Annotated in this window: 24 protein-coding genes; 7 read left to right on the top strand and 17 right to left on the bottom strand. The window is 61.1% G+C overall.

Features of this window, described 5'->3' with window-relative positions:
• Positions 1 to 72: 72 nt before the first annotated feature.
• The 3 genes from NXC24_RS03820 to NXC24_RS03810 all read right to left on the bottom strand — a co-directional run bounded on the left by NXC24_RS03820 (position 73) and on the right by NXC24_RS03810 (position 2,868).
• Positions 73 to 1,686, bottom strand: coding sequence for an ABC-F family ATP-binding cassette domain-containing protein (locus NXC24_RS03820; RefSeq protein WP_104822091.1), 1,614 nt, complete (start codon positions 1,684 to 1,686; stop codon positions 73 to 75).
• A 133-nt stretch (positions 1,687 to 1,819) separates the two neighbouring features.
• Positions 1,820 to 2,386, bottom strand: coding sequence for a dienelactone hydrolase family protein (locus NXC24_RS03815; protein WP_104824994.1), 567 nt, complete (start codon positions 2,384 to 2,386; stop codon positions 1,820 to 1,822).
• A 191-nt stretch (positions 2,387 to 2,577) separates the two neighbouring features.
• Entirely contained in the window at positions 2,578 to 2,868 is a 291-nt protein-coding gene (locus NXC24_RS03810) for a DUF1127 domain-containing protein (protein WP_104824993.1), read from the bottom strand.
• A 198-nt stretch (positions 2,869 to 3,066) separates the two neighbouring features.
• Between NXC24_RS03810 and NXC24_RS03805 the strand changes: the two genes are divergently transcribed.
• Positions 3,067 to 4,020, top strand: a complete 954-nt coding sequence (locus tag NXC24_RS03805; RefSeq protein ID WP_104822090.1) for a LysR substrate-binding domain-containing protein — start codon at positions 3,067 to 3,069, stop codon at positions 4,018 to 4,020.
• A gap of 28 nt (positions 4,021 to 4,048) precedes the next feature.
• On the opposite strand, the gene NXC24_RS03800 is transcribed toward NXC24_RS03805, so the two are convergent.
• The 7 genes from NXC24_RS03800 to NXC24_RS03770 form a co-directional block, all read right to left on the bottom strand.
• Entirely contained in the window at positions 4,049 to 4,600 is a 552-nt protein-coding gene (locus tag NXC24_RS03800) for an alpha/beta fold hydrolase (RefSeq protein ID WP_104822089.1), read from the bottom strand.
• Between the two features lie 68 nt (positions 4,601 to 4,668).
• Positions 4,669 to 5,322 carry a TetR/AcrR family transcriptional regulator gene (locus NXC24_RS03795; protein WP_104822088.1) on the bottom strand — a complete coding sequence of 218 codons (654 nt, stop codon included), beginning with the start codon at positions 5,320 to 5,322 and terminating at the stop codon, positions 4,669 to 4,671.
• 195 nt (positions 5,323 to 5,517) lie between these two features.
• On the bottom strand, positions 5,518 to 6,393 hold the full coding sequence (locus NXC24_RS03790; RefSeq protein ID WP_104824992.1) for a dienelactone hydrolase family protein: 876 nt from the start codon (positions 6,391 to 6,393) through the stop codon (positions 5,518 to 5,520).
• 155 nt (positions 6,394 to 6,548) lie between these two features.
• Positions 6,549 to 6,971 (bottom strand): MAPEG family protein, encoded by a 423-nt coding sequence (locus tag NXC24_RS03785; protein WP_104822087.1) that lies wholly within the window; start codon positions 6,969 to 6,971, stop codon positions 6,549 to 6,551.
• Positions 6,972 to 7,115: 144 nt separating this feature from the next.
• On the bottom strand, positions 7,116 to 7,706 hold the full coding sequence (locus tag NXC24_RS03780) for a hypothetical protein (RefSeq protein ID WP_104822086.1): 591 nt from the start codon (positions 7,704 to 7,706) through the stop codon (positions 7,116 to 7,118).
• 3 nt (positions 7,707 to 7,709) lie between these two features.
• Positions 7,710 to 9,194 (bottom strand): IMP dehydrogenase, encoded by a 1,485-nt coding sequence (gene guaB, locus NXC24_RS03775; RefSeq protein WP_104822085.1) that lies wholly within the window; start codon positions 9,192 to 9,194, stop codon positions 7,710 to 7,712.
• Positions 9,195 to 9,370: 176 nt separating this feature from the next.
• On the bottom strand, positions 9,371 to 9,961 hold the full coding sequence (locus tag NXC24_RS03770) for a TetR/AcrR family transcriptional regulator (protein WP_104822084.1): 591 nt from the start codon (positions 9,959 to 9,961) through the stop codon (positions 9,371 to 9,373).
• Between the two features lie 127 nt (positions 9,962 to 10,088).
• On the opposite strand from NXC24_RS03770, the gene NXC24_RS03765 reads away from it, so the two are divergent.
• Positions 10,089 to 10,514: a Tautomerase enzyme gene (locus NXC24_RS03765; protein WP_104822083.1), complete on the top strand. Its 426-nt coding sequence runs from the start codon at positions 10,089 to 10,091 to the stop codon at positions 10,512 to 10,514.
• Positions 10,515 to 10,580: 66 nt separating this feature from the next.
• Complete coding sequence (locus NXC24_RS03760) at positions 10,581 to 10,976, top strand: VOC family protein (RefSeq protein ID WP_104822082.1); 396 nt, start codon at positions 10,581 to 10,583, stop codon at positions 10,974 to 10,976.
• A 37-nt stretch (positions 10,977 to 11,013) separates the two neighbouring features.
• On the opposite strand, the gene NXC24_RS03755 is transcribed toward NXC24_RS03760, so the two are convergent.
• Entirely contained in the window at positions 11,014 to 11,889 is an 876-nt protein-coding gene (locus NXC24_RS03755) for an MBL fold metallo-hydrolase (RefSeq protein WP_104822081.1), read from the bottom strand.
• A 329-nt stretch (positions 11,890 to 12,218) separates the two neighbouring features.
• On the opposite strand from NXC24_RS03755, the gene NXC24_RS03750 reads away from it, so the two are divergent.
• Positions 12,219 to 13,658, top strand: a complete 1,440-nt coding sequence (locus tag NXC24_RS03750; protein WP_104822080.1) for an MFS transporter — start codon at positions 12,219 to 12,221, stop codon at positions 13,656 to 13,658.
• A gap of 24 nt (positions 13,659 to 13,682) precedes the next feature.
• Here the strand turns inward: NXC24_RS03750 and NXC24_RS03745 are convergent, their stop codons facing one another.
• The 6 genes from NXC24_RS03745 to NXC24_RS03720 form a co-directional block, all read right to left on the bottom strand.
• Positions 13,683 to 14,066, bottom strand: a complete 384-nt coding sequence (locus NXC24_RS03745) for a VOC family protein (RefSeq protein ID WP_104822079.1) — start codon at positions 14,064 to 14,066, stop codon at positions 13,683 to 13,685.
• A 58-nt stretch (positions 14,067 to 14,124) separates the two neighbouring features.
• A complete protein-coding gene (locus NXC24_RS03740) occupies positions 14,125 to 14,844 on the bottom strand; it encodes an RlmE family RNA methyltransferase (RefSeq protein ID WP_104822078.1) in 720 nt (239 codons plus the stop codon).
• Positions 14,841 to 16,424, bottom strand: coding sequence for a Ppx/GppA phosphatase family protein (locus tag NXC24_RS03735; protein ID WP_104822077.1), 1,584 nt, complete (start codon positions 16,422 to 16,424; stop codon positions 14,841 to 14,843). The genes NXC24_RS03740 and NXC24_RS03735 overlap by 4 nt, the downstream gene beginning before the upstream one ends.
• Positions 16,425 to 16,589: 165 nt before the next feature.
• Positions 16,590 to 17,369, bottom strand: coding sequence for a Fis family transcriptional regulator (locus tag NXC24_RS03730; protein ID WP_104824991.1), 780 nt, complete (start codon positions 17,367 to 17,369; stop codon positions 16,590 to 16,592).
• A gap of 16 nt (positions 17,370 to 17,385) precedes the next feature.
• Entirely contained in the window at positions 17,386 to 18,030 is a 645-nt protein-coding gene (locus tag NXC24_RS03725) for an RNA polymerase sigma factor (RefSeq protein ID WP_104822076.1), read from the bottom strand.
• 59 nt (positions 18,031 to 18,089) lie between these two features.
• Positions 18,090 to 18,632, bottom strand: a complete 543-nt coding sequence (locus NXC24_RS03720; protein WP_104822075.1) for a tetratricopeptide repeat protein — start codon at positions 18,630 to 18,632, stop codon at positions 18,090 to 18,092.
• Positions 18,633 to 18,831: 199 nt separating this feature from the next.
• Between NXC24_RS03720 and NXC24_RS03715 the strand changes: the two genes are divergently transcribed.
• From NXC24_RS03715 to NXC24_RS03705, 3 genes are all read left to right on the top strand, one after another.
• Positions 18,832 to 19,884, top strand: coding sequence for a type III polyketide synthase (locus tag NXC24_RS03715; RefSeq protein WP_104822074.1), 1,053 nt, complete (start codon positions 18,832 to 18,834; stop codon positions 19,882 to 19,884).
• On the top strand, positions 19,884 to 20,381 hold the full coding sequence (locus NXC24_RS03710; RefSeq protein ID WP_104822073.1) for an isoprenylcysteine carboxylmethyltransferase family protein: 498 nt from the start codon (positions 19,884 to 19,886) through the stop codon (positions 20,379 to 20,381). The genes NXC24_RS03715 and NXC24_RS03710 overlap by 1 nt, the downstream gene beginning before the upstream one ends.
• A gap of 110 nt (positions 20,382 to 20,491) precedes the next feature.
• Positions 20,492 to 21,739, top strand: a complete 1,248-nt coding sequence (locus NXC24_RS03705) for an FAD-binding oxidoreductase (protein ID WP_104822072.1) — start codon at positions 20,492 to 20,494, stop codon at positions 21,737 to 21,739.

Below are 21,739 nucleotides of genomic sequence, written 5' to 3'. Positions count from 1 at the left end.
GCAATTGGAAATGGTTTGGGGACGCCCTCGCTCGTGGCGGAACAAGGGCGTCCCTACGCCAATCCCACTTCCTCATTCTACGACCGAGATCTCCCTCGACAGTCCCGCAGGCAGTTCCAGCCGCCGCGATATCTTAATGCCCTCCAAAAAAACCTCATCGTGACTGACCACGAGAAGCGCGCCGTCATAGGCGCGCAGTCCGGCTTCGACCGCGGCGATCGAATCGATATCGAGATGATTTGTCGGTTCGTCGAGGATCAGCAACGACGGCGGCGCCGGTCCGCCGAGGACGCAGGCAAGCCCGGCGCGTAGCAACTGCCCGCCGCTCAGAGTGGATACGATCTGAAGTGCGGCATCTGCCCTGAACATGAACCGGGCGAGCGCCGCGCGGCAGGCATTTTCATCCGCTTGCGCGTTTATCCGCCGGAAATTGTCGCGGATCGACAACGACGGATCGAGAAGGCTTACCCGTTGGTCGAGCATGGAAACGGAGGTCATGACCCGAATCGTCCCGGCCCATGGCTGTAGCTCACCCGAGATCAGCCCCAGCAATGTCGTCTTGCCCGAACCGTTCTGACCGGTGACGGCGATGCGATCCGGGCCTGTAATGTCAAAAGAGAGATCGCTGATGATCGGCTGGCCTGGGCGATAGCCGGCGGTCACGCCGTCCATCTTCAGAACGACCTTGTTTGCGGGAAGTCCGGTCGGCGGAAGCCTGACGGACAGGGGCTGGAGGATTTCAATGCGCTCGCGAGCGGCGGCGGCGTCTTCGAGTGCCCGTGCGCGCCGATGTTCCGCGAGGCGGGCATTTTCACCGCCCGTCATCTCGCTCCGTTCTTTCAGTCCGCCCAGCATGATACGCGGAATGCCGCCCTTGGCAGCCTTCCTCTTGCCGGCACCGTCCCTTCGCGCCTGCCGTTCCAAGGTTGCCTGCGCGCTGCGGGCAACCTCGGCGACCCGCTTCTCGGCATCGGCGAGGTCGTGTTCGGCCGCCGCAAGCTCCAAGGTTTTGCGCTCGCGATATTGGCTCCAGTTGCCGCCATAGCGCGTCGCGCCGAGCGAGGTCAGCTCGACAATGGCATCCACCGTGTCGAGCAATTCCCGATCATGGCTGACGACGATCGCGCCCGCCCGCCAATTTGCGAGCAGTTCGATCACGGCCTTACGGCTGTCGCGATCCAGATTATTCGTCGGTTCGTCCAGAATGAGAAAATCGGGATTGGTGAAGATCAGCGCAGCAAGACCGGCGCGTGTACGCTGCCCGCCTGACAAGGCCTCGAGGCGGCTCTCGGGTGCGGCAGCGAGACCGGCACGATCGAGGGCGGTAGCGATGCGCATCTCCAGCGTCCAGTCCGCCGCAGCAAGCTCCTCCGCAGTCGCCTCGCCTGCTTCGGCACGGCAAAGAACCGCCAGCGCTTCGGTCGCCCCGAAGAGATCTGCCACGGTTTCGCCGGCCTCGACCTGGACGCTTTGGCGCAGGATGCCGAGACTACCGCTGAAGGATATCGCCCCGGATTGAGGCTGCCATTCCCGGCCAATAAGCTTGAGAAGCGTGGTCTTGCCGACGCCATTGCGGCCGATGAGGCCCGCACGCTCGGCGCCGAAACTCAGATCAAGATTGGAGAAAAGCGGCCGGCCGTCAGGCGTCGACCATGAAAGATTGGACAGAGTGATGGATGCAGGCATGGATAGGATATTCCCCGATGGCAAGGCGAGATGACGTTGCGATCGGGTTGAAATCCATTATGGCACACATCCTGTTGGTATGGCTGACGGGAGATAACCTAAGCAGTAACCGCTTCCGGTTCAAGGTGGAGCGTTAGAGAGCGTCGAGGAAATGAATAACGCGGCTCCATGTAAGGTCGGCCGCCTTGGCATCGTAATCGGGCAGGCTGGCGTCGGTATAAAGGTGGCCTGCGCCGGGATAGGTGAAGACATCGGCCGCGAGTTTTGACCGCGCGGCTGCGGATCGCCACGCGGCAACATCTTCCGCAGGCTCGAAACGATCCGGATCGGCAAGATGGACCTGTATGGGCGAGCCCTCGCGGGCGTTTTCCGGGATTTGGGCGATGCTGTGAAGGAAGAGCACGCCGGCGGTCTGGAGCCGCTTCGGCCAAAGGCTTGCCGCAACCGCCGCACCCATGGAGAATCCACCCAGAACCGTTGATGGCGGCAGGCCGGCCATTGCCCATTCTGCCCGCTCGCAGATGGTCGGCCAACCGATCTCATCCTTCAGCTCGAAGCCTTCGTCGATCGAGCTGGCGACCCAGCCGTCATAGAGATCGGGCGCGAACGCTTTGTGCCCTGCCGCCTGTAGGCGCTCGACAGCGTCCAGTTCGAGCGGGCGCAAACCATAAACGGAATGGAAGAGGATCACCGTTGCCATTACCACAGCCTCGCATTTTAGCTCGATCGTAACATAAGGCATTCGAAAGACATGGCAATTTCCCCGATCATCTTTCGACGGGGCGAAACAATTCTCCAAAAAGAAAAAACCCGGTGTCGGTTGGGAACCGAACACCGGGTAAGAGGCAGGGCTTATTGGCTATCACCCTGCGGGGAAACGTTTAACCGGCCTCAGCGAGTAAGGCCGAAGAAGCGCGTCCGGCGACGCGCGGAGTTGGTCAGATGGCTGGACGGATCTTCAAAGAAGGTCGACGTGTTGAGCGCCAATGTGACGTCAAGGCGCGTCAAGCCGATGTCCATCAATTGGCTGTCGTTCAGCTCACTCAGATAATTGATCTCGCGGCGGTTGCGGAGCGCGCGCCAGACGGATGCCATCTTATGGAAAGCAAGCGTCAGGCGTGCCGTCAAAGGCAGCGACGGCCTTGCGTGGCCGAGATGTAATGTCTGATCTGTCGTGCGCATTTCCATGGTCCTTTCGTTCAGGCACACGCTGGCCAAGCCCCTTCCCGGAGACCCGGAGAAGGAGCGAGGTTGGGAGGAATTCGGCAGGAGGTCTGTCGATTGGTATGCTGATTTGCATTGGGAAGATGCCAAATCCCTATTGATCAGTCCAACGAATGTTTCTAATGATAATTATCAAACTCTTTTATAGGTGAGATCATGGCCGCGCCGCTTGATATCGATCAGTTGCAGACCTTCATCGCCATCGTGGATTCCGGCAGCTTCACCAAAGCGGCTGACCGGGTCTTCAAGACGCAGTCGGCGGTCTCCATGCAGATGCGCCGGCTGGAGGAGCGCGTCGGCAAGCAGCTTTTCATCAAGGACGGCCGCGGCAACCGGCTGACGGCGGAAGGCGAAAAGCTGCTCAACTATGCGCGCCGCATCATCCGCCTGAACAATGAGGCGATCGCCGCATTCGACGACAACAGGCTCGAAGGCACGCTGCGCATCGGCACGCCGGACGATTATGCCGACCGCTACATGCCCGAGATCATCGGCCGCTTCGCCAAGACGCATCCGAATGTCGAGCTCTATATTGTCTGCGAACCTTCGGTCGATCTCGCCGAACGCATGCATCGCGGCGAGCTCGATATTGCGCTGGTGACCCACAATCCGCGCGAAAGAATGTCCGATGTCGTGCGCACCGAGCCGCTCTGCTGGGTCGGTTCGGCCAACCATCCGCTGCGCGACGATGCGCCGATTCCGCTCGCCGTCGGGCGGCGCGACTGTCAATGGCGTCAACTTGCCTGCTCGGCGCTCGATGCCGGCGGCCGCGACTATCAGATTCTGTTCACCAGCTGGTCCTGCACAGTGGTTGCCGCAGCCGTGCTTGCCGGCATGGCGGTCTCGGTCATGCCAGAATCGGCTCTACGCACCGGCATGAAGGTACTGAGCCAGGCGGATGGCTTCCCGCCGCTGCCGCCGGTGCAGATCGGCATCATGAAGCGGCCGGGCCTTTCGGTGTCGCTGATGAACGCCATCACCGCCCACATCTCCGCCTGCCTCGACAACATTACGCCGGCAGCGGTCGATGACGATCTCGAGGGCGACGTGAAGACCTTCACGCGCTACTATCCGCGCCTGCGCGCCGGACATATTCTGCCAGGCTGGTGATTTTGGAAGCTGGCCGCGTGCCCTGAGCTTAGTCCAGTAATCGGATGTCCCGCGCGACGTCGCTCATATCGTTGTCGAGCTGGTGATCCCTGCCCTCGAACACGCGGACCACAGCATGCGGAAGTGCTTTCGCATAGAGATGAACATGGGCGGTTGGCACGATGTCGTCGTCCGCACCGTGATAGAGATAGACGGGAATGCCGGGCGGGAGGCGTTCTGAGAAATCCTTGCGATCGTCCATGTCATCGCTCGGCCACCCTCCTTCACCGATAAAGGGCGCTGCGATTAAAAACAGTCCGCCAGGCCTGAATTTCGGCGGCTGCTCGGCAAGCACATGGATCAAGATCGTCCCGCCGATCGAGTGGCCCACCAGAATTGCTCCGTCCTCCAATAGGTCGAATTCGCTTATCAGCTCAGCCCGCCAGGCCGCGTAGTCAGGATCGTCCTCTCCAGGCATTTGGGGATAGCGGACGGCATAGGTTTCACCGAGTTCGCGCTCAAGGCTCGCCACAAGCTTGCTGTCCCAGCGAGCGTGAACGCCTTCGCCGGCTCCCTGAACGAAGATGATCTGCTTAGCCATGAAGGTATTTTATTCCTCGGACGCAGACCCGCGCAAGCCGTGTTGTCGTATTCCGAGGAATAGCTTGCCTAGTGCCTCTTGCCCATCGGCTCACCACTCGGCTCGGCAAATAGCGTCGCGCGGATCACCTGTTTCCATTCACTCAGCATGCGGATGGCAAGGCTTCTGTCGCTCATGATCGCGAGGCGAACGGAGGCACCGATCAAGTGGCTGAAGAGTTGGGCGCGAGCCTGCAGGTCGATCTGACTGCCAGCCGGAATGTGGGGTTCGATGCCCTTCAGGAAGATTTCGGCAACGCGGTTGCTGTGCTGAATATTCAGCCTCAAGAGATCCTGGTCCATCTCCGTTCCCAGCCACACGCCCATATAGGTCGGATCGCCGCGGAATTCGCGATAGTACCAGTCGATCACGCCGCAGACGAGATCGACGGCGTGACTAAGAGATTTCACGGCGACGAAGACTTCCGTCGTCTTTTGCTGAACGAGATCGGCATGGCGGTCGAACAGTGCGGTGACGATCGCAGCCTTCTCGGGAAAATATTGGTATACGGAACCGATCGGCACGCCGGCGACGGCAGCAAGTTCCGTCATCTTCATGGCGCTCACCCCTTTTTCCGCAATCAGGTGGGCGGCGGCCGACAGGATGACATCTACGCGGTGGATGCTGCGCTCCTGCTGGGGTTCCTTGCGGAATTTGATGCGGTCGGGTTTGTCCGGGCTCATGCATTTCCCATTTTATTGTCAATTCGGAACGACGCCGGGTACGTACGCCAGCTTTTATGCCACAGCCATATTCAATGCGCGTAAATGGGAAAAGTTCAATTTTAAGTGTCATGTATTGGGTACGGCCGCGACAGGCGTCAACGGCCGAAGGAATAGCTGCGGCCGCTGTCTCGTTCACTCCCTTGCCGCCGGCCGCTAGGCCAGATGCTTTTTCAGGAAATCGACCGTCCGGCCCCAGGCAAGATCGGCAGCCTTCTTGTCATAGCGGGCAGCCGAGGTGTCATTGTTGAAGGCGTGGTTGGCACCGTCATAGACGAAGATCTCGAAGGTCTTGCCGCTGGCTTGCAGCTCTTTCCGATAGGCATCAATACCCGCATTGGTGCGGTCGTCGAGGCCGGCATAGTGCAGCATCAGGGCGGCTTTGATATCGGGTACATCGGCAGCGGCTGGCTGCATGCCGTAATAGGCGACGCCGGCCTTCAGCTCCGGTGATTTGGTGGCGAAGCGGTTGATGACGCCACCGCCCCAGCAGAAGCCGATTGCGCCGACCTTGCCGTTGGAGCCGTCGAGCTTGGAGAGGTAGGCCAGGCTCGCTTCGGCATTGGCAACCGTCAGCGCCGCGTCGAGCTTGGCGAACATCTCGCGCGCCTTGTCCTCATCTTCCGGCGTGCCGCCGAGCGGCGACAGGAAGTCCGGCGCCAGGACAATGAAACCTTCCAGCGCCATGCGGCGGGCGACATCGCGAATATGCGGGTTGAGGCCACGATTTTCATGAATGACGATCACGCCACCGAGCTTCTCGCCCTCGCCCTTGGGTCGGGCGAGATAGGCTTTCATGTCACCGCCGCTGCCGGGATAGGTGACGTCCTTCGTGTCGAGACGGCTGTCATCGGCCGCAATGATCTCGGCGCTCGCCTTGTTGGCGGCAAGCAAGGGCACGATCATGGCGGCAGCCCCGGCCGAGCCTGCGAGCTTCGTCAGCTTTTCCATGAAACCGCGGCGATCGAGCGTCAGATGCGTGTATTCGTCATAGGCATTGATCATCGCCTGCGTCACGACGGGCTTGTCCATGCTCATAATGTGTTCCTCCTTGTCTTTCCCCGGCGGCCAGCATCCCAAGACAGGGCCGCCCGAGAACAAGATAGGTCAGGCGAGCACTGTGGGACCGTCAGTCAGGAACACAAATACGTTATCGCAGGTTGCTTTCCGCGAAAATGCAAGTCCCGTTAGGAGAACGTCATCCAGATGGCAAGCCAGACCCACATCCCGGCAAGGGCCACATAGCCGAGCGCGAAAAGCGGGCTGCGGTAGCGCAGGTCGTTGCTGGTGACGTGTACGTAAGCGTGAGCATAGCGCGAGGCGACAAAGATCCACGCCAGAATGACCGCGGCCAGATTGTCTGCCTGGGCGACGAACAGCGCAATGGAGCAAGCATAAAAGAGAATGGGAAGTTCGAACTGATTGGCGAGGCTGTTGCGCACAACCAGGCTTTCCGCCGGCTCATCGGCAGCAAGGTTCTCGCGAAACTGCGATCGTTTGATCTTGCCCGCCTTCACCGCACTTTGGCGGCGCAAGCCTAAAAGCGCGTAGAGAATATAGACAAGCACCGCATGGGCCACCATGGGCCAGAACATTTCATAGCCGGTCACGCCGCCAACTCCTTAGAGCAATTCCAGGAAAAGTGCGAAGCGGTTTTCCGTCCGGAATTGCTTAAAACAAAGGGATAGAGCGGGAAAGCGATTCCATGAAACGCTGAAACCGCTCTAAGGATTGCTGAGCGGCAGAACCACCGCTCAGGACGGCTTGGAACCGTCCGCAGACAGGTAGCGAAGAATTGCGAAACGGGCCAGTAGAATGATCGTGACGACCAATGAGAGGAATTTTAGCCGCACGACAATCGGCAGCAGACCCGAGAGCAGCGTCACGGTCCCGTCCGACGGCGTGGCCGGCGGATAGAGCAACAGGCCGGCGATATTTTCGGCATAGTCCATCACGCCATAGAAGACCGGTAGAGAAAAAATCAGGCTGACCGCACCAGGCGGGATCGGCCGCCCGAAGAAGATGCCGCTCGGCCGAACCAGCCGCAGCAGGCAGAAGAGCAGACCGCCCAGCACCAGCGGAAAGATGAGCTCCGGCCCGAGATACATGGAATGCAGGATCGCCGCCGGATCGGGATGATCCTTGAGGTAGCGCAGCATGGCTATGACGTCGTCGCGCTCATAGCCGCCGATGCGGACGTCCAGCATTTTCTCGCCGGCTGCGGCATCGCTGAATGCTCTGACGAAGCCGGCATAGATCCAGGCAAAAAGTGCCAGGGACAAGGCTGCCAGGATCGCCGTCAGGCCCTGCAAGGACCTGACGTTGCCCTGAACGCGATCTGCCATCGATCAGCCGCCTGCACCGGGATAGTTCGGGCTTTCGCGGGTGATCGTGACGTCATGGGCATGGCTTTCGCGCAGGCCGGCGCCGGAGATGCGTACGAAGGTGGCGCGCTCCTGGAACTCCTTGAGGTCGGCGCCGCCGACATAGCCCATGGCCGCCTTAAGGCCGCCGGCGAGCTGGTGCAGCACGCCCGAGACCGAACCCTTGTAGGGCACCTGGCCTTCAATGCCTTCCGGCACGAGCTTCAGCGTGTCGCGTACTTCCGCCTGGAAGTAGCGATCGGCGGAGCCGCGCGCCATGGCGCCGACGGAGCCCATGCCGCGATACGCCTTGAACGAACGACCCTGGTAGAGATAGACCTCGCCCGGGCTTTCATCCGTGCCCGCCAGCAGCGAACCGATCATGGCAGCGGATGCGCCGGCGGCGATCGCCTTGGCGAGATCGCCGGAGAACTTGATGCCGCCATCGGCGATAACAGGGATGTTCTGGTCCTGCGCGGCCTGCACCGCCGACATGATGGCAGCAAGCTGCGGCACGCCGACACCGGCGACGATACGGGTCGTGCAGATGGAACCGGGGCCGATACCAACCTTCACGGCATCCGCACCGGCGTCGATCAGCGCCCGCGTGCCGTCATAGGTGGCGACATTGCCGGCCATGATGCGGACCGAATTGGAGAGCTTCTTGACCCGGCTGACGGCATCGAGAACGCGCTGCGAATGACCATGGGCGGTATCGACGACCAAAAGATCGACGCCTGCATCGATCAGGCGCTCGGCACGCTCGTAGCCATCGTCACCGACACTGATGGCGGCTGCGGCACGCAGGCGGCCCTGCGCATCCTTGGAAGCGTTCGGATTGAGCTGCGACTTCTCGATGTCCTTGACGGTGATCAGGCCGACGAGGCGGCTATCGCCATCGACCACCAGGAGCTTTTCGATGCGGTGCTTATGGAGCAGACGCTTGGCTTCCTGCTGCTGAACGCTTTCCGTGACCGTCACGAGATTTTCGCGGGTCATCAGCTCGTAGATCTTCTGCGAGGGATCGGAAGCGAAGCGTACGTCGCGGTTGGTGAGAATGCCGACGAGGCGGTGCGACTTTTCAACGACCGGAATGCCGGAAATGCCGTGCGCCTTCATGAGGTTGAGTGCTTCGGCGAGCGTTGCGTCGGGGCCGATCGTGACCGGATTGACCACCATGCCGCTTTCGAACTTCTTGACCTGGCGGACTTCCTCGGCCTGCTGCACCGGCGTCAGATTGCGGTGGATAACGCCCATGCCGCCAGCCTGAGCCATGGCGATGGCGAGACGGCTTTCCGTCACCGTGTCCATGGCGGCGGAGAGGATCGGCAGGTTGAGTTCAATATCCTGGGCGATGCGGGTGGCGATATTCGTCTGGCCCGGCATGACCTCGGAGTGCCCCGGCTGCAGGAGCACGTCGTCGAATGTCAGAGCATCCAACCCGGTTGACGTTTCAATGATGCGTGCCATGGCCAATTTCCTTCGTCTGTGAAAAGCAGGATGGCTCCGGAACGAATCGTCCGCCGGGCGATCTTGCAAGTGTTGCTTGGAAGTTGGCGAGGGCTGGTAACACGTCTATGACAGGAAGGGAATAGGGAAAACGCCGACATAAGCTTCCCGTCACTAAGCCGGATACCCGACTAACCTCAGCGCTCTTCCGTAGAGGAGGCAATGGACCCGACCTTTCGCTCGAGCGCCTCTACGATGCGCGCCGATAGGGCGGGGTCGGAAACAGCGCGCGCCATGGTTACGCCACCGGACAGAAGCGCCAGGAGCGCGATTGCATTTTCTTCGCGTTCCTCGGCCGAGTTACCAGTCAAACCAGAAGCCGCTTCCTCTATGACCCGGCGCAATTCGACTTCGTAGGCAACCTTCGTATCGGCGTCGGCACGCATGACGTCGGGGGACAGACTTGGCAGGGCGCAGCTCTGGCCGAGCGCGCAGGTGCGCTTCGGCCCGAGATAGTAGCTTACGAAGGCCGGTAGCCAACCCTTGCCCTTTTGAGCTTTCAAAGTCGATATGCCCAGCCGCAGTTCATCCAGTCCCGACTGAACCGCTGCCCTGAAAGCTTCGCTTTTCGATTTGAAATGCCCGTAGAAGGCGCCGTTCGTGACGCCCGCCGCCTTGGTCAAAGCATCGATGCCGGAACCGCCATAGCCTTCCTGACGGAAAAGTTCGCCCGCCGCGTAGAGAACGCGCGTGCGAGTTTCGAGCTTGTGTTCAGTACTGTAGCGCATATCAACTTTCTTTAAGAGCGATCACTCTTTATGTTTGCATAGAGAGCGATCGGTGTGTATCAATAGAGAGCAATCAGTATTTATGTAGTATCGCCAACCAAGTTTTCAAACGAGAGGATTTCCCGTTATGCCTATCACACTCACTATACCCGAAGGTTTGCTGTCGAGCGAAGCCGAGGCCCAAACCTTCGCCGAATTGACCGATGTTCTCTTGAAGGTTTCGCAACTCTCGGGCAACGCGTTCATGACCCCGAACGTTGTCGGCACCATCAATGTTCTGCCGCAGGGACGCGTGTTCTCAGGCGGAAAGGCGGCCGCGGCCGCCTTCATAGAGCTGAAACTGCCAGAGATCGCGCTCGCGACGGACGAGGCCAAACAGGCTTTTATCGAGGCGGCCACAACCATAGTCGAACGCGCTTCGAATGGTCGGATATCCCGCGAACATATCTGGACCAACATCGTTTATGCCGCGGAAGGCTCCTGGGGTATCGGCGGCCAAGTCTACGACAATACCCAGCTTGTCAGTGCGATCCAACGAGCGGCCGCGCTGTAAAACGCTTGCCAAGCGATACGGTCAGTTCCCACCCACTCGTAGCCCGTGACCAGAGCGAGTCTCGCTATGCGACTTTCCAATTATCTATTTTTCACGACGCGCTGCGAGCAGGCGCTTAATTTTTACGAGACCTGCGGCCTTGGAAAAATCGTCGAAATCACGCGCTACGGCGTGAATGGAATCCCGACGCCGCCCGGATTTGTCCAGGGCCAGATCATGCACGCGAAGTTCCAAGGTCCCGGCGTACTTTTCTACGCTTCGGACAATGACGATGCCGAGCCGATGCGCGGATCAGCACATCTGCTTGAGTTCGAAGATACGGAGCGGACGAAAGAGTTATTCGCCCGCTTGGCAAAAGGCGGCACGATTACGACACCGCTCGGCAAACAGCCTTGGAGCAATCTCTACGGGAAGCTCACCGATCAGTTCGGCGTACAGTGGATGCTTAATTGCGTTATCTGAGTCGATTTCGTTTCACTAAATTGATCGAGCCTCTGCCTTACAAATCGAACTGATAGGTTTTCGGCACATAGCGGAACCCCTCGGGCTGCTTTTCGACAAAGCCAACGGCGGGGAACGGCATGTGGAAGCCGAGGAAAGGGATGCGGTCGGTGGCGATCATGTCGAAGACACGGCGGCGGGTCTTGGCGGCCTGCGCCTTATCGGCGTCAAAGCGCACCTCCCAATCCGGGCGCCCGAGAGAGAGGAGATAGTGATTGGCCGTATCGCCGGTCAGGACCAGTTGCTTGCCATCCGATTCGAGATGGAAGACGAGATGACCGGGCGTGTGGCCGGGCGCGATCATGGCGGTCATGCCGCTGACGATCTGATCTCCGTCCTTGAGGAAGGTCATTTTCTCGGCAAAAGGCGCGACATTGGCGAGCACAGCCTTGTGACCGCCTTCGGCCGGCGTCCCTTCGCGTGACGTGTCGGTCCAGAATTCATATTCGATTTCGCCCGTGACATAGCGGGCGTTCGGAAAGGCCGGAGCGCCGTCCTCCATCAACCCATTGATGTGGTCGCCGTGCAGATGCGTCAGAGCGACGACGGTCACCTGCTCCGGCGCATAGCCGACAGCCATCAGACCGTCGCGAAAACGGCCCAAGCCGCGGGCGCGGCCGGCGGCGCCGAAGCCGGTGTCGACGACGATCACGTCGGCTCCTGTGTCGATGATAGCTGGCGTATAGCTGTTGAGGAGCTTCTCCGTCGGCAGGAAGTTCTGCGCCAAAAGCTTCCGCACCGTTTCCGGCGACTGGTTCGATCCGAAGGTTTCCCAGGGATTGTCCAGAATGCTTGCGCCATCCTTGACGACGGTGACAGTGCAGGACCCCAGCTTGAACCGATGGGTCTCGGGCGGCAGAACTGCGACGGTCATAATATCATTTTCTCCAATGGGTGTTATCGCCCTCGGCAGCGACACAGCGGATATGACCTTTCATGATCGATAATTTCGCCATGACATATCCGTCCAATTCCGCTAATACACCGAGCGACATTTTATGCGTTTAGCATTTCCATGCGTTTAGCACATGTCAAACTTGGTATCCTATACTGGGCAGCAAGCGGCATCACGAAGACGTGATCCTCGCGAAGCCAAGGGGCGGATTCGGGGATTGGCAGAGGTTGCGCACAGGACTACAGAGCTGGTGCCCGTCTCAGGCGGACCCCCTTCCCCGAAGACACGACCCACTAAGGCATATGCCTATGAACCGCATCGTTCCCCTGATTCTTGCCGTTGCTCTCTTCATGGAACAGATGGACTCCACCGTGATTGCGACCGCGCTGCCGGCCATCGCGGCGGATCTCCATGTTGGTCCGATCACCCTGAAACTGGCGCTGACGTCCTACATGGTATCGCTTGCGGTGTTCATTCCGATCAGCGGCTGGATGGCGGATCGCTTCGGGGCGAAGAACATCTTCCGGCTTGCCATCTGCGTCTTCGTCATCGGCTCGATCATGTGCGCCGCCTCGGGCGGCCTCTGGGAATTCGTCATTGCCCGTTTCCTGCAAGGTCTCGGCGGCTCGATGATGACGCCCGTCGGCCGCCTTGTGCTGGTGCGCACGACGCAGAAAAGCGATTTGGTCTCGGCCATGGCGCTGCTTACCATTCCGGCCCTCGTCGGCCCGCTTGCCGGACCGCCGCTCGGCGGCTTCATCACCACTTACGCCTCCTGGCACTGGATCTTCCTGATCAACGTGCCCGTAGGCGTTCTCGGCGTCATCCTGTCGACGATCTTTCTGCCGGCGGTCGAAGCAACCAAGCCGCCGAAGCTTGATTTCATCGGCTTCGTGCTGACGTCCGTCGCGGCGGCTGGCGTCGTCTTCGGTATGTCGGTCATCAGCCTGCCGGCCCTGCCGCCGTTCATCGGCATCTCAGCCATCGTCATCGGCTTCATCTGCGGCTTCCTTTATGTCGGCCATGCCCGCCGCCACCCGGCGCCCATTCTCGATCTGTCGCTGCTGAAGAATATTACCTTTCGCGCTTCCGTCACCGGCGGCACGCTGTTTCGCATCTGCATCGGCGCCATGCCCTTCCTGACGCCGCTGATGCTGCAGCTCGGCTTCGGCCTCAATCCGTTCCAATCGGGCCTGATCACCTTTGCCGGCGCCATCGGCGCCATTACCACCAAGTTCATCGCCCGCCGCGTCTTCACCGCCATCGGCTTCAAGACGGCACTGCTGTCGGCGGCAGGGGTCACGACGATAACGACGATCTGCACCGGCCTCTTTCAGCCCTGGACGTCGCATCTCATCATCGTCGGCGTGCTCCTGATCGGCGGTTTCTCACGCTCGTTCTTCTTCACCGGCATCAACGCGCTCGCCTATGCCGATATCAGCGACAAGCAGGCGAGCCAGGCCACGTCGATGAGTTCGGTCATGCAGCAGATCAGCCTCGCGCTTGGCGTTGCCGTCGCCGCAATGATCCTGGAAACCTCGACCTACTTCAGCGGTACGGAGCTGCAGGTTCGCGATTTCCATATCGCCTTCTTCTGCATCTCGATCCTGACCGTGGTCGCCACCATTCCCTTCATCCGCATGGACCGCAGCGCCGGCGCCATGGTTTCCGGCCATAAGGCCGGCCTGAAGCGCGTGGCCGCGATGCAGCCGCAGGTACCCCAGCATCGGCAGCCGATGGTGAAGTAGGTCGTTCGGGAAACGCCGGAAGGTTTATTCCGGCCGCTCGCAGACGGCGCTGAGTTTGTTGCCGTCGGGATCGCGCACGTAGGCCGCATAGAAATTGGCATGGAAAGAGCGCAGGCCGGGCTTGCCCTCATCCGTGCCGCCATGGGCAAGGGCTGCCGCATGAAAGGCGTCGACATCGGCGCGGCTTTCAGCGTGCAGAGCCACCATGGAGCCATTGCCGATCGTCGCCTTGCGATGATTATAGGGAACCACCACCCAGAAACGGCAGCGCGTGTCGCCATCGGCGGCATAGCCGATTTCCTCATCCGATTCGCGTTGAAGCCGATAGCCGAGGACCGGCAGAACCGCATCATAGAAGCTGCGTGCACGCGGAATATCGTTGGAGCCGAGAGTGACGTAAAGAAGCATGAATGCGCTGCCTGCAATGCCGATGGAACCGTATCATCGGACAAAAGCGACAGCTAAATCAAGCGCTCGTTGCTTCGTCGTCCGTCTTGCGTCCCTTGAAGCCCTTGGCCAGCAGAAACATCTCCACGGATTCGGCCCTGGATGCGCCCGGCTTTACATGAATGACCTGGCGAAAATTCTGCTTCAGCAGCGTCAGCAGGTCGCGCTCCGTGCCGCCCTGGAAGGTCTTGGCGAGGAAATGCCCGCCTTCACCCAGGACCTCGACGGCAAAATGCGCGGCAACCTCGCAGAGATGCATGGTTCGCAGATGATCGGTGCGCTGATGGCCGGTCGTCGGCGCGGCCATGTCCGAAATCACCAGATCCGGCGTGCCGCCGACGGCATCGATCAGCCGCTGCGGTGCGTCCGGATCGAGGAAGTCGAGCTGCAGGATGGTGACGCCCGGCAACGGCGCCATTTCCAGGAAGTCGATGGCCGCAACGCGGATATCCTCCTCCGTCGATCCCGTCACCTTGGCGGCGATCTGCGACCAGCTTCCCGGCGCGGCGCCGAGATCGATGATGCGGCGTGCGCCCTTGAGGATATGATGCTTCTCGTCGATCTCCAGCAGCTTGAAGGCGGCGCGGGCGCGATAGCCCTCAAGCTGGGCGCGCTGCACATAGGGATCGTTGATGTGCCGTTCCAGCCATTGCCGCGAGGAGGCCTTCAGCTTCTTTTTCTTGACGCGCTGGCCGAGCTTGCGCCCGGTGCGGTTGCCAGCGATCGTTGGCTTGGTCATGCCTGCGGCCCCTTCATATCCTTGGGTCGATGGCCGCGGCGCGAGCGGCCCCGCCGCCATACGCCGTCATCCGCCATCATATCGGTCAGCAGTCCTTCGCGCAGACCGCGATCGGCGACGCGCATGCGCGGGCTCGGCCAGCGGCGGCGGATCGCTTCGAGAATGGCGCAGCCCGCCAAAACGAGATCGGCACGGTCCGGCCCGATGCAGGGATTGGCGGCGCGGCCGGCGAAATCCCAGGAAAGCAGCTTCGATTGCATGGCCGTCACCTCATCGTCGGACAGCCAGACACCATCGACCCGGCGCCGGTCGTAACGCGGCAGATCGAGATGGACGCCGGCAAGCGTCGTCACCGTTCCGGACGTGCCGATCAGATGAAAATCGCCGCTGTCGCGGGCAGCGCCCTGGACCGGCGGGCAGTCGAAACGTTCGAGCATGCCCTCGACCTCGCGCACCATGGTCTCGAACAGTTCCGGCGTGACGTCGCGGCCGCCATGGCGTTCGGAGAGCGTCACGACGCCAACCGGCAGCGAGGTCCAGTGGGTGATGTGATTGGCAAGCCGGCTAGAGCGGTTTTCGCCAATGCGGATGACGGCGATTTCCGAGGAGCCACCCCCAATATCGAACAACACGACCGAGCGCGCCTCGGGGCCGACGAGCGACGAGCAGCCGGAGACGGCAAGCCGCGCCTCGGTCTCGCGGTCGATGATTTCGAGCCGCAGGCCGGTTTCTTCGGTAACGCGGGCGAGGAAAGCTTCGCCGTTCTCCGCCGCGCGGCAGGCCTCGGTGGCGATCAGCCGCATGCGGCGGATATCGCGCGTCTTCAGCTTGCCCGCGCAGATGCGCAAAGCCTCGACGGCCCGGTCCATGGCATCGCTCGACAGCCGGCCGCTGGCGCCAAGCCCTTCGCCGAGACGAACGATGCGGGAAAAGGCGTCGACGACGCGGAACTGGCCAGGCCTCGTCGGCTGGGCGATCAGCAGACGGCAATTATTGGTGCCAAGATCGAGCGCCGCGTAGAGATCGACAGGACGGTAATCGCCATCGGCATGATGATGCGACGCATGGCCGTCACGGCGCTGCGGCGACGCATTCCGGTCGTGATGATCATTGCGGGCAGGCGCGTGTTCAGCGGTGACGGGAGCGGCGGGGGCGACGATCTGCGCCGTCTTTTCGTGCACCAGCGGGCGGCCCTGCAAACCGCGCTTGCTGCGGTGCTTGCGCCTGTTCTTGCCGCTCTTGTGCGACGACGCATGGCCGTGTTCGGCCGCAGCGCGGCGTTCCTGCGCGCCGGAAGCCTGTTGCTGTGTCGGGGAAGTGTGCTGCGCACCATCATGCGCTCCGCCACGGGCACGGCGACGGCGCTTGCGCTTTTTGGCCGGAGAGCCGGCGTCGTTGTCTATTGGGCGTGTCGCCACCGGACTGGACGAGCCGGTCTGGTTGGCCTCCGCAGAATAAGCGTTCGGACGGGCGGGACCGCCACGCTTACGCTTACCACGCCGGGAGGATTTACCCTTCCTGCGCTCTGCTACCGACGCCCCGTTTGCCTGCGGCGCTCTGCCGCTGTCGGGGTCACTCACGTATCTTTTCCACCGCGCCGCGCAAGGCCCCAGGGCATGCTGCAGGCGCTCATTCGATTTTCGTTGGGCGGAGAATATCAGCAGGAAGAGTTTTCGCCAAATTCTTTTTGAATCGCGTTATTTGCGAGGGCTAACCCTTCCTGCTCGTTGGAGAAAGCCTCGATCTCAAGCCGCCAAGCTTTGCCGAACACCATCCGCCAGCGCCTTCATCCGGTCGATCGGCGAATGGCCGATCAGCATGAAGGCGTGGGTGGCGTTCGACCAGTACACGACATTCATGCCGCGGCGGTTTTCCATATCCGGTGCGGAAGCGCCCTTGCTCGAGGGGATGATGCAGAGGGCCATCGGACCGCTTTCGGGATCGAGATAGGCGATCTGCGCCAAAGGCTTGCTGTCATAATTCAAGACTTGGGCGCGCTTGAAATCGACACCCGGCAAGGCAATGGTTTCGGGCGTCAGCGTGAGCCCGAGCTTGGCGCCGACCTCGCTCAATTGCGCGGCCTGTTCCGCCCGATCGCCAGCCGGTGCGCTCAGCGTGTCCGGCGTATAGAGCGACAGATATTCGGCGACGACGGCGCGCCAGTCGCTGCCCTCTTCGGGCTTGGTGAGGCGATGGCTGATGCCGATCGCGGCGCGGTCGATGGCAACGCCCGCGATAAGGCAGGCGGCGATCGCCGACAGGAAGCCACGGCGGCTGACGCCGGAAGCAGCCTTCTTCTGCTCGCTTGTGGAGGGGATAGCGGCGAGCATGGCGTTCAGCCTGGCGCTTGGGGCGGCGGCAAGCACGGGCTCGAATGCCTCACGGAAGGGCAGATCGCTGCGCGACAGGAAATCGAAGCGTTCCGCCACCTGGGCGTCGCTTGCGATCAGTTCTTCTATCCTGTCGCGCTCGGCCGCGCCTAGCTCGCCGTCGATGAAGGCGGTAAGCAGCTCGTCCGAGGGCATTTTTTTGTTGTCCAATTCACTCATTCCCGTTCCCCAGTCGCCCACCCCCGGAAAGCCGCGCGCCATCCGCCGACCCGGCACCATCGGCAAGCTTCGCACGCGCTGCCGCCAGCCGGCTCATCACCGTTCCGATCGGCACATCCAAAACCTCCGCCACCTCGCGATAGGAAAGTCCTTCGACATAGGCGAGGAACACGGCGGTGCGTTGCGCTTCCGGCAGCGCCTGCACCTGTTTCAGCACCTGACCAGCGAGAATATGCGTCTCCGTCTCGCGCGCACCATCAAAGACCAACGTCTCGTCGGCATCGACAAAACCCTGGCCCATGCGCACCCGGCGCGATCGGATCTCGTTCAGCCAGATCGAATGCAAGATCGAAAACAACCACCGATCGAGCCGCGTACCGGCTGCGAACTGACCCGCCCGCTCCAACGCTCTCACGCAGGTCGCCTGCACCAGGTCATCCGCAACATCGCGTTGGTGCGACAGCACCACTGCATAGCGCCAGAGCCGCGTCAGATGCTGTGACAGACCCGCCCTGATATCGTCTTCGCTGGCTATGGCACCCTCCGCGAGGTTCGCGTTTTTGGGAATCGCCGGTCGTACCGGCGGTTCCGATCTTACCCGACTATAAGCAGAAATTGTGGAATGAGCGACTGACACTCGAATATCCCTTTAAATGCTGACTGCTTATGCCGGCCATCTTAGGTCCGACGCCGAAATCAGAGGCTCGACGGATTCTTGATGGCGTCGTTCAGGTCCTGATATTCCTCGCAGGACGTGTTGCCGCAGAGCGTTTTGATCGTGCTCAACTGGTCCTTGGCGAGGTCGATCTGACCCTTGATGACATAGGCTTCGCCGAGATATTCGCGAACCAACGCGTATTTCGGGTCCATTGCGACCGACTTCAGGTAATAGGAAATGCCCTCATCCGTGCGGCCGAGCTTGCGGGTGGCGTAACCGCGATAATTCAATGCCTCCGCCGTGTTCGGATTCTGCATGGTGTCGAGAACTTCCAGCGCTTCTTCATAGCGGTGGTCCTTCTTGGCGAGCGAATAAGCATAATCGGCGCGATTTTCATCGGTGATATTGGCGCCCTGCTGCTTTACGCACTTCTTCGTCTTCTTGTCGTAGATTTCGCCCTTCTTGCAGGTCGGCGTCGAGCTGCTGTCGTCGCCCATCGCGAAAACCGGAACGGTAAAGGCGCCGAGGGTGAGGCAGGCGCCGAGCGCGACGGAGGCCAGGCGGAAAGCGGTAGTCGTCATGGGATTGCTCCTTGGCAAAAATGAACGTTGCGACGGGAGAACACGCCATCCGTTCATTTTATTCGCGAGCGAGAGATATTTTCTAGCGCTTTGCCCTACGACCGGCCGTCACTCTTTCGTGACCGGCGTCCTGCCGAATAATTCCTGATGCTGGCGTGTTTCTACCTGCGTACCCGCCGAGGGTTACAAGGAGAAACAAGTGTCCGATACCGTCAAGCTTGTCAGTCTGGCCGTCGCCACGCCCGACAACATCATCTATCAATCCGAGGCTGCCGAGACCGCCGGCCGCCTGTTTTCCGATCGCTTCCGCGATTTCAAACATCTCGCCCGCGTGTTCGATAGCGCCGGCATCCGCAAACGCTATGCCGCGCGTCCGCTCTCGTGGTTCGAACAATCGCATGGCTGGCAGGACCGCATGGACGCCTATGCCGAGGTCGCAAGCCAGCTCTTCAGGAAGACTGCTACCGATGCGCTGGAACGCGCCGGTTTGAAGGCAGAAGATGTTGATTGCATCGTTACGGTGTCGTCGACGGGCATTACGACGCCAAGCCTGGAGGCGAGACTTGCGGCTGAGATGGGCTTCCGCTCCGATATTGAGCGCGTGCCTGTCTTCGGTCTTGGTTGCGCGGCCGGTGTTTCCGGCCTTGGCATCGCCGCGCGCATGGCGAAAGCCCGCCCAGGGGCTGTCGTGCTCTTCGTTTCCGTCGAACTCTGCTCGCTGGCCTTCCGGCTGGACGAGCTGACGCGACCGAACATCATCGCGACAGCGCTGTTCGGCGATGGCGCCGCCGCCTGTATCCTGCGCGCCGGCAAGGATGGTCTCGCGGAAATCGAATCGACGGGCGAGCACCTCTTTCCCGATACGCTTGGAATCATGGGCTGGAAGATCGACGATACCGGCTTCGGCATCATCCTGGAGCAATCGCTGCCACCCTTTGCCGAAGCGAATATCAAGCCCGCCGTCGCCGGCATTCTCGAACGCGCCGGCCTGGCCATATCCGATGTCGACCGCTTCATCTGCCATCCCGGCGGCACCAAGGTACTGGTGGCACTGGAGACTGCCTTCGGTCTCGAACCCGGCTCGCTCGATATCGAACGCGAGGTGATCGGCGATTATGGCAATATGTCGTCGCCGACCGTGCTCTTCGTACTGGAGCGAGCGATCAATGCCGGCCTGCCGCGGCGTTCGGCTCTCATCGCCATGGGCCCCGGCTTCGCGGCAAGTTGCGTCACGCTGAAGAGGGCCGCCTGATGCTCTGGCCATCGATCGCACTTCTGACCTTCGTCACCCTGCAGCGGCTGGCCGAACTGCTGCACGCCCGGCGCAACACCGCCGCGCTCCTTGCGCGTGGTGCCCGCGAGATTGCGCCGGAACACTATCCCTATATGGTCGCGATGCACGCGGCCTGGCTCGCCGGTCTGTGGCTTCTCGCCGCCGGCCGGCCGGTCAATCTTCTCTGGCTCGCCATCTTCATGGTGCTGCAGGGCTTGCGCGTCTGGGTGCTGGCGACGCTGAAAGGACGCTGGACAACGCGGATCATCGTGCTGCCGGGTGCAGCCTTGGTGGCAAGCGGACCCTATCGCTTCCTCAGCCATCCGAACTATGCGGTGGTCATCGGCGAGATCGCCGTGCTGCCGCTCGCCTTCGGCCTGCCGCTCTACGCCTTGGTCTTTTCGCTGCTCAATGCCGCCATTCTCACCATACGCATTCGCGCCGAAAATACGGCTTTGAGACAGGCCGTGGCTTGATTGCATTTTTCATTTGCGCCGCAGCATTTTGGCAGGCATTTTCGATGCTTGAGCATGGTTTCCGGACGGGATCGTGCGCAACTAAAAGAAGAATGCGGATAGCAGGGAACATGACAAAAGACGCAATCGTGCTCGGCGCGGGCATCGTCGGCATATCGACGGCCATCCACCTTCAGCGGCGCGGGCGGCAGGTCATCCTCGTCGACCGCAAAGCTCCCGGTAAAGAGACCTCTTTCGGCAATGCCGGGCTGATCCAGCGCGAAGGCGTCGTACCCTACGGCTTTCCGCAGCAGTTCGGCCTGCTACTGCGCTATGCCTTCAACAACCGCATCGACGCGCATTACCATCTGCGCGCCCTGCCAGGCCAGATTGCCTTTCTTGCTCGCTATTGGTGGAATTCCAACACCAAGCGGCATGAGATGATCTCACGCGCCTATGCGCCGCTGATCGAGCATTCGATCAGCGAGCACAACGACCTGATAGAAGCATCGCATGCAGAGGAATTGATCCGCAAGAACGGCTGGATGGAGATTTTCCGCACGAACGAGAAACGCGATGCGGAATTCGCCGAGGCCGAACGTCTCAACCGCGAATTCGGCGTCGCTTACGATGCACTGACCGGCGCCGATATCGCAACATTGGAGCCGCATATCAGAGGCAGCTTCTCCGGCGGCCTGCGCTGGCGCGATCCCTGGTCCGTGCTCGATCCGCATGGTCTGATCGCTGCCTACCGCAACTACTTCGAAAGCATTGGCGGGCGTTTCGCGACCGGCGACGCCCTCTCGCTCGGCCGGTCCGGCGCCCACTGGAAGATGGTGACGTCGGAAGGCTCGATCGAGGCCGAGGATGCCGTCGTCGCCCTCGGCCCCTGGGCCGATCTCGTGACGAAGCGTCTCGGCTATGCTTTTCCTTTGGGCGTCAAGCGCGGCTATCACATGCACTACGCCGCCGAGGGTGACGCCATCCTCAACAACTGGACGCTGGATGCCGAGCGCGGCTATTTTCTGGCGCCGATGAGCCGCGGCATCAGGCTGACGACCGGGGCGGAATTTGCGCTGCGCGATGCGCCGAAAACACCGATCCAGCTCGACCGTGCCGAAGCCGTCGCCCGCACCGTCTTCCCGCTCGGCGAGCGACTCGACCCGGAGCCCTGGATGGGCGCCCGCCCTTGCACGCCGGATATGATGCCGATCATCGGCAAGGCGCCGCGCCACAACGGCCTATGGTTCGCCTTCGGCCACGCCCATCATGGACTGACGCTGGGACCCGTCACCGGGCGCGTGCTTGCCGAGCTGATTACCGGAGAAAAACCGTTCATCGACATCTCGGCTTATGCACCAGACCGGTTCGCGCCCTGA

Source organism: Rhizobium sp. NXC24, assembly GCF_002944315.1.
Lineage (GTDB): Bacteria > Pseudomonadota > Alphaproteobacteria > Rhizobiales > Rhizobiaceae > Rhizobium.
This window is presented reverse-complemented; position numbering and strand designations above follow the sequence as displayed.